The sequence below is a fragment of the Holophagaceae bacterium genome, assembly GCA_016720465.1.
GTDB lineage: Bacteria > Acidobacteriota > Holophagae > Holophagales > Holophagaceae > JANXPB01.
Genome location: JADKKO010000004.1, coordinates 224553 through 237280 on the forward strand (window position 1 = coordinate 224553; position 12728 = coordinate 237280).

Annotated in this window: 13 protein-coding genes; all 13 read right to left on the reverse strand. The window is 63.6% G+C overall.

Going from position 1 to position 12728, the window contains the following annotated elements; translation table 11 throughout:
- Positions 1–6 precede the first annotated feature (6 nt).
- The 13 genes from IPQ13_08400 to IPQ13_08460 all read right to left on the reverse strand — a co-directional run bounded on the left by IPQ13_08400 (position 7) and on the right by IPQ13_08460 (position 12683).
- The gene (locus IPQ13_08400) at positions 7–1206 is read right to left on the reverse strand and encodes a CoA transferase (GenBank protein MBL0210912.1); all 1200 of its coding nucleotides are present in this window, start codon (positions 1204–1206) and stop codon (positions 7–9) included.
- Positions 1203–2114 (reverse strand): hydroxymethylglutaryl-CoA lyase, encoded by a 912-nt coding sequence (locus IPQ13_08405; GenBank protein MBL0210913.1) that lies wholly within the window; start codon positions 2112–2114, stop codon positions 1203–1205. Before IPQ13_08405 ends, IPQ13_08400 begins: the two co-directional genes overlap by 4 nt.
- Positions 2111–3229, reverse strand: a complete 1119-nt coding sequence (locus IPQ13_08410; protein MBL0210914.1) for an isocitrate/isopropylmalate dehydrogenase family protein — start codon at positions 3227–3229, stop codon at positions 2111–2113. The genes IPQ13_08405 and IPQ13_08410 overlap by 4 nt, the downstream gene beginning before the upstream one ends.
- A 17-nt stretch (positions 3230–3246) precedes the next feature.
- A complete protein-coding gene (locus IPQ13_08415) occupies positions 3247–3516 on the reverse strand; it encodes a DUF2492 family protein (GenBank protein MBL0210915.1) in 270 nt (89 codons plus the stop codon).
- A 30-nt stretch (positions 3517–3546) separates the two neighbouring features.
- Entirely contained in the window at positions 3547–4443 is an 897-nt protein-coding gene (locus IPQ13_08420; protein ID MBL0210916.1) for a 2-oxoacid:ferredoxin oxidoreductase subunit beta, read from the reverse strand.
- A gap of 8 nt (positions 4444–4451) precedes the next feature.
- Positions 4452–6242, reverse strand: coding sequence for a 2-oxoacid:acceptor oxidoreductase subunit alpha (locus IPQ13_08425; protein MBL0210917.1), 1791 nt, complete (start codon positions 6240–6242; stop codon positions 4452–4454).
- A gap of 152 nt (positions 6243–6394) precedes the next feature.
- Positions 6395–7066, reverse strand: a complete 672-nt coding sequence (locus IPQ13_08430) for a hypothetical protein (GenBank protein ID MBL0210918.1) — start codon at positions 7064–7066, stop codon at positions 6395–6397.
- An 80-nt stretch (positions 7067–7146) separates the two neighbouring features.
- On the reverse strand, positions 7147–8772 hold the full coding sequence (locus IPQ13_08435; protein ID MBL0210919.1) for a hypothetical protein: 1626 nt from the start codon (positions 8770–8772) through the stop codon (positions 7147–7149).
- A complete protein-coding gene (locus tag IPQ13_08440; GenBank protein MBL0210920.1) occupies positions 8763–9515 on the reverse strand; it encodes an ABC transporter ATP-binding protein in 753 nt (250 codons plus the stop codon). The genes IPQ13_08435 and IPQ13_08440 overlap by 10 nt, the downstream gene beginning before the upstream one ends.
- Positions 9512–9697 (reverse strand): hypothetical protein, encoded by a 186-nt coding sequence (locus IPQ13_08445; protein ID MBL0210921.1) that lies wholly within the window; start codon positions 9695–9697, stop codon positions 9512–9514. The genes IPQ13_08440 and IPQ13_08445 overlap by 4 nt, the downstream gene beginning before the upstream one ends.
- Before the next feature lie 4 nt (positions 9698–9701).
- Positions 9702–10571, reverse strand: a complete 870-nt coding sequence (locus IPQ13_08450; GenBank protein ID MBL0210922.1) for an SPFH domain-containing protein — start codon at positions 10569–10571, stop codon at positions 9702–9704.
- 45 nt (positions 10572–10616) lie between these two features.
- Positions 10617–11252: a DUF2238 domain-containing protein gene (locus IPQ13_08455; protein MBL0210923.1), complete on the reverse strand. Its 636-nt coding sequence runs from the start codon at positions 11250–11252 to the stop codon at positions 10617–10619.
- Between the two features lie 51 nt (positions 11253–11303).
- Complete coding sequence (locus tag IPQ13_08460; protein ID MBL0210924.1) at positions 11304–12683, reverse strand: M20/M25/M40 family metallo-hydrolase; 1380 nt, start codon at positions 12681–12683, stop codon at positions 11304–11306.
- Positions 12684–12728 lie beyond the last annotated feature (45 nt).

A 12728-nucleotide genomic window follows, 5' to 3' on the forward strand; every position in this document is an offset into this window, starting at 1 on the left:
CTCCTGTCAGATCACGCCCTTGTCCCTCAATTCCGCTTGCTCGGTTCCAGAGATGCCGAAGGCCGAGTAGATCTCCGCATTGTGTTCCCCCAGGGTCGGCGGCGGGGTTTCCACGGTTCCCGGCGTTTTCCCGAACTGCGCCGTGAGGCCGAAGACTTCGACTTCGCCGAATCCTTCCAATGGAATTTTCCTCAATACTTCCCGGTGGCCCATCTGCGGCTGGCGCAGGGCCTGTTCCAGGCTCAGGATTTCACCGCTCGGAACATCCCTGGCATTGAGCGCCGCCACCCAAGCGGCTGTGGACTTGGCCGCCAGCTTTTCTTCCAGAAGCGGTGTGAGCAGCTTCCGATTCCGCTTGCGCGTGTCCCGCTCCTGGAAGCGGGGGTCGCCCATCAGCTCGGGGCAGCCCAGCACGTCGCAAACCGCCTCCCACTGCTCCTGCTTGTTGGCGGCGATATTGATGTGGCCATCCAGGGTCCTGAAGGTGCCGCTGGGGGCGGCGGTGAAGTTGTCGTTCCCCATGAGGGCGGGCTGCTGCTGGCCGATCAGCAGATTGGCCGCCACCCAGCCCATGAGGGGCATGATGCTGTCCAGCAGGGCGATGTCGATGAACTGGCCCTCGCCTGTGCGCTCCCGGTGGAACAGCGCGGCCATTACCGCGAAGGCCGCGTTCAGCCCGCCCACGGTGTCACAGACTGGAAAACCGGCGCGCAGGGGGTTCAGGCGCTCATCGCCGTTCACCGACATTTCACCGGACAGGCCTTGGATGATCTGGTCGTAGGCGGGTTTCAACGCATCGGGCCCGGTCTGCCCGAAGCCTGAAATGGCGCAATAGATCAGCTTGGGATTGAGCGCGGAAAGCACCTCGTAGCCGATCCCCAGACGGTCCATGACGCCAGGCCTGAAATTTTCCACCACCACATCCGCATCCTTGGCCATCCGCAGGAAGATCGCTTTGCCCTCGGCGGATTTGGTGTTCAGCGTGATGGATTTCTTGTTGCAGTTCTGCGCGATGAAACTGGTTCCCATCAGTTTCTTGTTCAACTCCGGCAGGATCCCCAGGCAGCGCGCGAGATCGCCGCCCTTGGGGTTTTCGACCTTGATGACCTGGGCGCCGAGCAGGGCCAGGTGCAAGGTCGTGAAAGGTCCCGAAAGCACATTGGTGAGGTCCAGGACCTTGATGCCTTCCAGGATTTTCGGGCTCATCCCCGCTCCCCGGCCAAGGGCCCGGTCTTGTAGACGCAGCCCGGCAGGTCCCGCCCGAAGAAAGCCGCGACATCCCGCGCCAGGCCGATCAGGGTTTCCAGGTTGATATCAGGACATAGTCCCATCCGCTGTAGGCCATGCACCAGATCCTCGGTGGCCACGTTTCCCGCGGCCACTTTGGTGAAGGGGCAGCCTCCGAGGCCGCCGAAACTCGTCTCGATCGAGGTGGCGCCGGCGTCCATGGCCGCATAGACATTGGCCATCCCAAGGCCGTAGGTGTTGTGGATGTGGGCGGTGATCTCGACACCGGAATCCATCCCGAGGATCCGCTGGATGTACCCGGATACCTGCGTTGGATGGGCGTGCCCGGCGGTATCGGCGAGGCTGATGGCTTTCAGTCCCGCAGCCAGGTATTCCTCCACGATGCGCATCACGCGCCCCTCCGTGACCAGGCCTTCAAAACCGCAGCCGAAGGCGCTCTGGACGCTGACCTGCACTTTCTTCCCGGCCGCTTTCGCCTCCAGCGCCATGGCGACAATGCGGCTCGTGGCATCGTCGCTGGACATGCCTGTGTTCTTGCGGCTGTGGGTCTCCGATGCGGAAACGCCCATGCAGAACATCTCCACGCCGCAGCCCAAGCCTCGTTCCAGACCTTTTTCGTTGAGCACCAATCCAGATAGGATCGTGCCTGGGTGGCGCTTCCGGCCGGACAGGCTGCGGAACAGCTCATCCGTGTCCGCCATCTGGGGCACTTTTCCCGGATGCATGAAGGAGCCCACCTGGATGATGTCGAGGCCCGAATCCATCAGCCGTCCCAGCCATTCGAGCTTGATTTCTGTCGGGACGACCAGCTTTTCGACCTGAAGCCCGTCGCGGGGGCCGACTTCGTGGATGAGGATCCTGTTCATAGCTTTTTCGCGATGGCTTCGCCCATTTCGAGCGTGGTGGCGCTGCCGCCCATGTCGTAGGTGCGCACTTTCCCTTCGAGGATGACTGCGGCCACAGCGGCTTCGAGCTTCGCGCCTTTTTGGGTCTCCCCCAGCCAATCCAGCATCATCTTCGCGGCCAGGATGGTGGCGATGGGGTTCACTTTGTACTGGCCCGCGTATTTCGGCGCGCTGCCATGGCTGGGTTCGAAGACGGCCAGTTTGTCGCCGATGTTCCCCGAACAGCCGAAGCCGAGCCCGCCGACCATCTGGGCGGCGAGATCGCTCACGATGTCGCCGAACAGGTTGGTGGCCACCATGACGCCGTAGTTCTTTGGGTTCTTCAGCATCCACATGGTGATGGCATCCACGTTGGCGTCGTCCATCTGGATGCCGGGATAGTCCTTCGCGATGCGCTTGCCGGTCTCCAGGAACATGCCTTCGGTGGCGCGCACGACGTTGGCTTTGTGGATGACCGTGACCTTCGGGTAGCCGAATTGCTTCGCATATTCGAAAGCCGCGCGGATGATCCGGTCGCAGCCCTTCTGGGTGTTGATCTTGCAGGTGATGGCGAACTCATTGCCGGGAATATCCGCGAAATGGGCAAAGGGCTTGCTCAACGATTTCAGCAATGTCTTCAGTTCGTCCGGAACCGGGCTGAATTCCACGCCGGAGTAGAGATCCTCGGTGTTCTCGCGGAAGATCACCATGTCGATGCCTTCCTTGAAGTTCAACGCATTGCCCGGATAGGCCTTGCAGGGCCGCAGGCAGGTGTAGAGATCGAACATCTGCCGCATGCGGACGATGGGGCTGCGGTAGACGAAGCCCTTGCCCTTGAGGCCGGGCACCAGCTCGGCTTCGGCATCCTTCACGGGTTTCGAGGTGATGGCCCCGAACATGGCGGCATCGCTGGCTTTCAACAGATCGATGGTCCGCTGGGGAAAGGATTCCCCTTCCGTCCGCCAGTACTCCCAACCAATGTCTCCATGGGTATAGGCGGCATCGAACTTCAGCGCATCCAGGCAGATCCTGGCCGCCTCCATGACCTCGACACCGACGCCATCCCCGGGCAACCATGCGATCTTGAACTGGCTCATCCGGATCTCCTGGTTGTTCAATGCCCGCCGCAGGGCTGCGAATAAGTCAGGCAGACGGACCAGCCATCAGTTTCCACCTTGCCCCGGGTGGAGAAGAATTCCATCAACTGGTCGAAATCGAATCTGCCCCCATGGCAATTGCAGTAGACCGCGTCGGGGCCGAAGGTCTCAGCGGCGGCGCTCCGGAGGGTGTCGATGGTGGCGGCCCCGCCCAACTCTAAAAGCAGGTTCAGGACGTCATGGCCGAGTACCGCCTGCGCTGCCGTATCTTGCATTCCTTCGTGCATGGCATCCCCCATGGCCTTTCCTGGCCCCGGTCACCGCTTGATGAAGAGTTCCAGGATCCGTTCCTTGGGCAAGGCGCCCTTGGCGAGTTCCGCCTGCCTTTCCTTCACCATGGACTCGTAGGTGGGCGGCGGATCAGGATTCCGGTACAGCACGCCGGTATGGAGTTTCTGTCCGTAATATTGAGCGATATCCATGGCCTTCATGCGATCGGACGGATCATGGCCGATGGAGTCCAGGGGCTCCATGATGGCCTTCAGGCCCTTGATCTGCTGGCATTCCTCGCCGTAGGTCACACAGGGCGATTGAAGGTTGACGAAGGCGAAGCCAGGGAAACGGATGGCTTCCTCGATGATGGCGGCCATGCCGGGCAGATCCGCCGGCGAGCCCTGGGCCACGAAGTTCGCACCGTATCCGAGCACGTACTGCAGCGGATTCACCGGCTCTTCGAGGCTGCCGTACTTCGAGGTGCAGGAGATGCGGCCCTTGGGAGAGGTCGGGGAAAGCTGCCCCTTGGTCAGCCCGTAGATCTGGTTGTCCATCACGATGTAGGTGATGTCCATGTTGCGGCGGACCAGGTGCGCGACGTGGCCCCCGCCGATGGAAAAGCCGTCCCCGTCCCCGCCCGCCGCGAGCACCAGCAGGTCCGGATTGGCAAGCTTGATGCCCTGCGCGATGGGCAGGGCGCGGCCGTGCACCGAATTGAATCCGTAGGCGGTCGTGTAGCCCGGAATGCGGCTGGAACAGCCGATACCGGACACGAAGGCCGTCTCGTGGGGAGCGCGGCCGATGGCCGCTAGGGCCCGGTAGATCGCCTGGACCACGCTGAAATCGCCGCATCCGGGACACCAGATGGGTTTCAGGTCGCTCTTGTAGTCCTTGGGCAGGTAGATGTTTTCGGGCGTCGCTGCAGCAGTCGTTTCGCTCATGTTCGACCTCACTCCTGGGGCTGAAGGTTGCCTGCCTGGCTGCGCTGCAGCTCGGCGAGGAGACGGTGCAGGACCGCGACGACCTCGCGGGGCCGGAAGGGATTGGCGCCGCTCCGGGCCATGGATTCGACACCCTTCGGAAGATCCACGTACATCCGCAGGACGCGGTAGAACTGCCCGAGGTGGGACTGCTCCACCACCAGGCCGCGCTGCACGGACGCGAAGAAATTCCGGTAGACGCCTTCCGCGACCGGATAGACGAGGTAGGGGACCAGCAGCTTCACATTCAGGCCCTCTTCCCGGGCGATGGAGACCGCCTCCGAGCAGACCCCGGCGATGCTCCCCCAGGCCACCAGGGCCAAGGGCGCGTCGGGATCGCCTTCGATGTTGAAAAGATCCCGGCGGTTGTGCAGGGGATCGAATTTCCGGATCCGTTTCTCGTTCATGCGCTGGTGCACCTCGCCGCTGGCGGTGGGGGCGCCGCTGGCGTTGTGCTCGATGCCCGAGGCCAGGTAGGTTCCACCCAGCATTCCCGGATGGCTGATGGGGCTGATGCCCGATTCGGTGATCTTGAAACGGTGGTAGTCCTGCAGCTCCGTATGGCTGGGTTTCAGTCGGTCCACGATGCGGAATTGCGCGGTATCGATGGGATCGAGCGTCTCTTTGCGCTGGGCGATCTCCTGGTCGGAAAGGATCAGGACCGGTGTCTGGAACTCTTCAGCAAGATTGAAGGCTTCCACCGTGACGCGGAAGGTGTCGGCCACGCAGGTGGGGGCCAGAACCGGCCGCACCACATCGCCATGGGCCGAGAAGGCCGCGGCGAAGAGGTCGGACTGCTCGGGCTTGGTGGGCATCCCGGTGGATGGGCCGCCCCGCTGGACATCCACGACGACCAGTGGAAGTTCCGCGATGCTGGCCAGGCCCATCATCTCCGTCTTCAATGAAAGACCGGGACCGGACGTGGCGGTCATGGATTTCTTCCCCGCGAAGGACGCGCCGATGGCTGCGCCGACGCCCGCGATCTCGTCTTCGGCCTGGAGCACGGCCCCGCCGTATTTCCAGACATGTTCCGTGAAGAACTGCATGATTTCCGTGGAGGGCGTGATGGGATAGCCGCTGAAGAACTGGCACCCCGCGAAAATCGCCGCCGCGGCGCACATGTCGTTGCCATCGGTCATGAGCTTGCCCGACACGGCGCCTTTGGAGAGGGCGATGGTCATGGGTGCGACCAGAGGATGTTCCTGCGCGAATTTGATGCCCTCGTTGAAGGCGCGCTCGTTGGCCAGCAGCACGTCTTCGCCCTTGCTGGCGAGCTTCTTGCGGAAACCCTTCAGGACGGCTTCCCTGCCGATGCCGAACCAGCCGGCGATGAGGCCCAGCACCACCGTGTTTTTCGCGCGCTCGGTGCCGGCGGTGGTTTTGGCCATTTCCGCAATGGGAACCGGGATCACCTGAAGCGGCGTCACCCCCTGCAGGGGGATCTTCTCCGGCTCCACCTTGGTGGCCGCTTCGTAGATCACCACCGTGGAGCCGCTGACGGGCAGTTCGCCGCCGAATTTGAGGAAATCCTCCCAATTCAACGCCACGGCCACATCCAGATCCCCTCCGGGATTCAGCAGATGCTCGGTCGAAATGCGCACCCGGCAGGACGACTCGCCGCCGCGGATCTGGGACCCGAAGCTCTTGGTCATCATCCCGTGGTAGCCCTCCGCCGCGGCGGCGGAAAGCAGGGACTCGCCCGCGGAAACGATGCCGTCGCCGCCCGAGCCGGCCATACCAAACACGAGGTCTTTGCGCATGGGTGCCTCTTGAGGAGGAATGTAGGGTTTCTGGCCGAACCACAACCTCCCCGTGCGGCAGCTCGGGCAGGGCGTCCAATCCACCCTAGCCCCGAACTGCTGTAGTTTTCGTCACACCTTGCCGCGATCCCGCTTGCCGTGGCCAGGCCTGGTCACTTTGCCTTGTGCGCGTGGACCAAAGGCAGCAGCGAAGCATCGCCCTTGACATGGCATTTCTTGCAAAAGGCCAGGCCCGGGAGGATGAGCCCCGCCTTCACCGCCGCGGCCCGGTCCTTCATCACGGAGATGGACTTGTAGTCGGCGCCATTGCCGTGGCAGCCCTCGCAATCGAGCCCCTTGCCCTTGTGCTTGGATTGATTCCAGGACGCATATTGGACCTTGTGGCACATCATGCACTTCTCGGCGCCCAGCTTCGCGTGGGGCGAGGCCGCAGGCGTCTCGGTGCCTTTGCTGGGTTCGACCGGAGTGGCGGCGGCAGGAGGCGTTGCGGGCGGCTTGGAGGGCGCTGCGACGGGTGCGGGCGCGGACTCCTTGGCCACAACGGGGACCGGCGGCGCGGCGACCGGCTTGGCGGGCTCGGCTGAGGCAGTTCCCATCGGCGTCTTGGGAGCGGTTTTGGCTGCTGGAACGGCAGCGGGTCCAGTGGCCGGCGCGGATTCCTTCGCGGGCGGTGCGACGGCGGCCGGCGCTGCGCTTGGCGGAGGCGGAGCCGTGGGTTCTTGGGGAGCTTGGGGGGCCGGGGGCGGCTTGGTGGTGCCGCAGCCGAGGGTGGCCAGGCTGATCCAACCCGAGATCACTGAGACAAGCATGATGGAACGGCGCACTTGAGCCTCCCGGAAGTCCGGTCCGAGCATAGTCCCATGCGGGTGATGAGGCCAAATGCTTAAAACCCGCGGGCCCGGTTCTATCCCAGCGCTTCCAGGAGCTTTTCCCTTCGCGCATCGAAATAGGCCTCGAACGTCGGCAGCAGGTGTCGGTAGACCAGGGCGCAGGTAGATAGCAGGAGGGCCATCACCGGCAGCAGGAGGCCGGGCGCCTTCCACGCGCAGAGCATGAAGGTGCCGCCGAAGAAGCCGAAATTCACGATGCCCATTCCGATGCCGATAAACACCACCGGCATGGGCATCGTCCCGCTTTTCAGGCTGTCCCTGGGCATGGCCCTGGGCAGCCAGGAAGAAGTCCAGTGGCCCAGGCCCATCTGCACGAAAAAGAGGCAGCCGCCCAGGCACAGCGCGGCCAGCAGTTCGATCGGCGAAGGCCGCATCAGCAGGGCGACGAGCAGGAGCAGCAGCCCAGCCTGCAAGCCCTGGTACATGGCCAGTCCGCCGAGTTTCCCCAGCAGGATGTCTCGGGCGCGGATGGGCAGGAGCAGCAGGGACTTCACCCCATGGCCGTCGAGTCCGAACTGGTTGTACTGCATCTGGTTCCCGGCCAGGGCAAGGTAGGCGAAGGCGCCCGGAATGGCCCACATGGCCTGGCCGCGGATCTGCGAGAAGGGCCCCTTCAGGAGCACCACGGTCATCAACGGCATCAACAGGCCGAAACGGCCAAGATGGCTGCCCATCAAGGTTTTCCAATGCAATTTCGCGACACCTGCCGCGGGGCTTTGGAAACTCCAGAGTTTTTCCGCTCCCTGCGGCGAAGCCTTCACCGCCAGCGCCTGGGGATCCGCTTCCCGTTCCATTTGCCGGGCTTGCAGCGCCAGCGCGATCAGCAGCAACAGGATGGGCGTGAGCTGGTGCAGCAGCGCGGGGAGCCAGGCGCCCTGAAGGGTATCGCTGAGGCTTCGGGCCGCGTGGGTGCTGGGCAGCATGCCCAGGCCGGCGAGGACCACCTGGCCCGCCTGCTTTACTAGGGCGATGCGTTCGGGTGTGAGGACCGTGCCCAGGTGCGCGCCTGGATTGGGCGCCGAATACTTGGGGAGCATGGACGCCATCACAGACAGCATCCAGACGAAAACCCCGAAGACCACCAGCGCGAGCTTCATCCGCTTCATCAGAGCAGCCGCGAGGCTCCCCACGAAATGCTGGATGAGCAGCATCCACAGCAAGGTCTGGAGCCAGAGCAGCAGCGCGATGGGAAGCAGGGCCGGATGCGCGGCGGAGAGGCCCAGGAACATCGCCAGCGCACTGAGGCCCGCCAGGGTCGGCCACGGGTCGCCGATGCCCGCCACCAATTCAGCGGCGAAAATCTGCCGCAGCGACAGCGGGTAGACGCGGTAGCTCTCCCACTGGAGCGCTTTGGTGCCGCCCATGATTCCGCTAATGGCTCCTACCATGGCCGCGCCGAGGGCCAACACCGCGCCAAGAATCAGCGGCGCGCGGGTGGAATCAAAGTGAGCGCCGAGCGCGTAACCCGCCACAGCGGAGATCCCCATGGCCGGCAAGCCCCCGAACAGCACCACCAGGCCCATCATTACCAGCATGGCCCATCGGCCGCTTTTGCCCATCTCCTTGGCAGAGCGGTTCCAGGTGGCCTGGAAGTGGGCGGCGAGGACGGCGCGGAAGGGCGAGACAAATCCTAGAGCCATGACAGCTCGCCTGTCTGCGCGCCGCCGACGAGTTCCACGAAAAGGCTTTCCAGGCTCTCGCCGTTGGCCCTTCCCCGGATCTCATCGAGCGTGCCGTACCCCTTGAGCCTGCCTTCATCGAGGATCGCGATGAGGGGGCAGAGCTTCTCCACCACGTCCAGGATGTGGGTGGTGAGGATCAAGGTCACGCCGCGCTGCTGCAGGGTCAGCAGGATGTCCTTGATGGTGCGGCTGGTGACCGCGTCGATGCCCTCGAAGGGCTCGTCCAGGAACAGGATCCGCGGCCCATGGATGAGCGCTGCGCAGAGCGCGATTTTCTTCTTCATGCCGAAGCTGTATTCCGCCACCAGCGTGCCTGGGGCCGGCGCGAGATCCAGCTTCCCGAAGAGCTCCTCGCGCCGCGCATCGATGGTGGCCTCATCCAACCCATACATGCGCCCCACGAACCGCAGATACTGCGGCCCGCTCAAGTATTCCAGCAAGGCCATGTCCTCGGGCATGACGCCGATCTGCCGTTTCACGGAAATGGGATCGGCTTCGAGCTCCATGCCCAGGACGCGGACGCTGCCCGAGGTGGGCTTGAGCAATCCCGTCACCATCTTCAGGGTGGTGCTCTTTCCCGCGCCGTTGCGCCCCAGCAATCCTAAAAAAGTCCCAGCCTCGAGCGAGAAGGACAGATCGTCCACGGCGGTCAACTCGCCAAACTTCTTGGTCAAATGGATGAGTTCCAAAGCAAGGCTCATGGGCGCTTTCGGATGGGTCTACTAGATGATGCCTTCGTTTCACGCCCTCTATTGCGCAGGGCCTCCCGCAACAGGAATTCGATCTGCCCGTTGAGGGAGCGCAGCTCCTCGTCGGCCATGCGTTGCAGGGCCGCGAGCAGCTCCGGGTCCATCCGGAGCAAGAAAGCTTTCCGTTCAGCCACAGGGTCAGTTGTAGAGCGTGCCGGCGTTCACCACAGGCTGGACCGCCCGCTCGCCGCACAGCACCACCAGCAGGTTGGACACCATCGCGGCTTTGCGCTCTTCATCAAGATGCACCGCGCCGTGTTCGTCCAGCCGCGCCAGCGCCATTTCCACCATGCCCACCGCGCCCTCCACAATGAGCTTGCGGGCGGCGATGATGGCACCGGCCTGCTGGCGTTGCAGCATAGCCTGGGCGATCTCCGGCGCATAGGCCAGGTGGCTGATGCGCGCGTCCATGATCTCCACGCCAGCCTGGTTCAGCACCGCCTGGACTTCATCCTTCAAGTGGCCCGCCACGGCTTCGGTGTGGCCCCGAAGGGAGATCTTCTGGTCATCGTGCTGGTCGTAGGGAAAGCGCATGGCCAGATTCCGCAAGGCCGCCTCGCTCTGCACCTGCACGAATTTCTCGTAGTCCTGGACCTGGAAGCTGGCCTCGGCGGTATCCACCACCTTCCAGACGATGATGGCCGCGATCTCCACGGGGTTGCCGTCCAGATCGTTCACCTTGAGCTTTTGGCTCTCGAAGCTGCGGACCTTGGTGCTGACTTTGCGCTTGGTCAGGAAGGGATTGGCCCAGGCCATGCCCTCGCGGCGCACGGTTCCCCTGTAGTCGCCGAAGAGCTGCAACACCGCAGCCTCGTTGGGATTCACAATGAAGAGCCCGGATAGCGTGAAGATCGCTGAAATCAGGCAGACGGCCCCAGCGACCGCGAGCAGCGGCATCCCTGTGTTCGCAGCAGCGATGATGCAGGCGGGGACGGCGAGTACCAGGGCGATGCCCAGCACCAGCATGGGCAGGCCGACCAAGGCCGGATAGGAACGTTCTTGATACATGGGGTCCTCCAAGAGCGATCAATATGATATCATTTTGATTGCTTGTCAAGGAGCTCCGCCAGGTTCACTGATCCTGAGCAGCTGCCGGTCATGGGCGCGGGAGAGCAACGCCAGCGAGACCGCGGCGCCGATCCCGGCGCAGGCCATGTCCCACTGCGTGTCCCATGCATCCCCTTGGGTACCCAGGAAGGCATCCGCCGCGCTCCCGGTCCATACCGCGGTCTGCCACTCCAGCAGTTCGTAGGCCGCCGAGAGGCCCAGGACCATGAGCAGCAGCACGAAGACGGACCAGGGCCCGGTCTTCAGCACACCCTTGCGGAAGAGCACTTCTCGAAAGAGCAGGACTGGAACGAAACCCTGCATGAGGTGGCCGAGACGGTCATAGGGATTGCGCGCCAGGTGCATGGCCTTCTGCGCCCAGAAGCCCGCGGGGACTTCCGCATAGGTCCAATGCCCGCCGACCATCAGCACCACTGCATGCAGCGCCAATAGAACACAGAGCAGGATGGTGAGAGGGAAGCGCCGCCAGGCGAGGATGATCGCGGGGACACCCAGAACCACCGGAAAATTCTCCATGAACCAGGTGAACCGATCTGCCTTGGGTGCGATCCCGAGCAGGATAAAAACCGTGGCTACGAATGCAAGATTGATGGTGGGCAGAGCGGTGCGGAGGCTCGACATTCCTGAAGGGTAGTGGATCCCGAATCAGATGCGAAGAGGCAGGGCCGAGGATCAACCCTCCTTGATTCCGCTCACGGTTTGGAAGTAGTGCGCAAAGGCAGCCATGCCGCCCCCGGCCTGCTCCCAGTCGTAGTTCTCGTTGGGGGCGTGGTACCCATGCTCAGGGAGGCTCAGGCCCAGGAAGAAGACCTGGCAGCCCAGGATGTCCTCCATGGTCTTCACGGCGCCGATGCTGCCGCCTTCGCGGGTGAATGTGCAGGGCGCGCCGAACGCGAACTGGTAGGCATCCCGGATGGCCTCGGCGTAGGGGCCAGTGACGTGGCCCTTGAAGGGGGCGAGGCCGTGCTCTTCATGCACGACTACATCAGGATTGTGCTTCTTCACGAATTTCTTGATGCGGTCCATGGTCTTGTGCTCGTCCATGTCCGGTACGAGACGGCAGCTCAGCTTGACTTCGGCCCGGGGCGGCACGGCGCTCTTGATGCCGGGCCCCGTGTAGCCGCCCACCACGCCGTGGACTTCCATGGTGGGCCTTCCCCACACGCGCTTGAGGATCCCGATGGGATCCATGGTGCGCAGGCCCTTGATCATGTGGTCCTTCATGAAGGTCTCGGTCGTGAAGCCGCTGGCGGCCCAGCCCGCGAGCTCCTTCTTCGAAGGCTTGGCCACTTCCTTGTAGAAGCCGGGGATCTTCACCTTGCCGGTGTCGCCATCCATCATCTTGCTCACCAGTTCGATGAGCTCCGCGAGCGGATTGCGCGCGGCGCCGCCCACCACGCCGCTGTGCAGGTCGTGGTCCGCGGTTTCCAGGGTCAGCAGGAATCCTTTGAGGCCCCGGAGCCCCGCCGGGGTGCTGGGCTTGCCACGGGTGAGCCAGACCGTGTCGCTCACGACGATAGCATCGGTCCTGAACCGGTCCTTGTGCTTGTCCAGCCCGCTGGCGAAGTTCGGCGAACCGATTTCTTCTTCCAGCTCCCATAGGAAGTGGATGTTCAAGGGAACGCCCGCCTTTTTCGCGGCCAGGGCGCCGAACAGGGCCGTCACCGCTGGGCCTTTGTCATCGGTGCTGCCGCGGCCGCGGTAGGTGTCTCCGTCCACGACGAAATTGAATGGTTCGGCAGTCCACTCTGGTTCGTTGGCGGGTTGCACGTCCATGTGGTTGTAGACGGTGATGGTGGAGCACTCGGGGTCATCCCCGAGCCACCCGTGGATGAAAGGATTGCCATCGGTCTCCAGGATTTCGGCCTGGCCGCCGTGGCGTTCGAACAGGTTCCGGGCGGCCTCGGCGCAGCGGCGCACATCGCCCGCGCGGGTCGGATCGGCGCTGATGGAGGGAATCTCGACGAGCAGGCGCAACTCCGCCTCGAACGCTTCGCGGTGTTCGGCGGCAAAGGCCGCGAGGGCTTCACGGGTCAGCAGGTCGGGGTTCATGGGAGCTCCTGTTGCGGAACCTCTACCTTAAGCCGCTGCACCCAA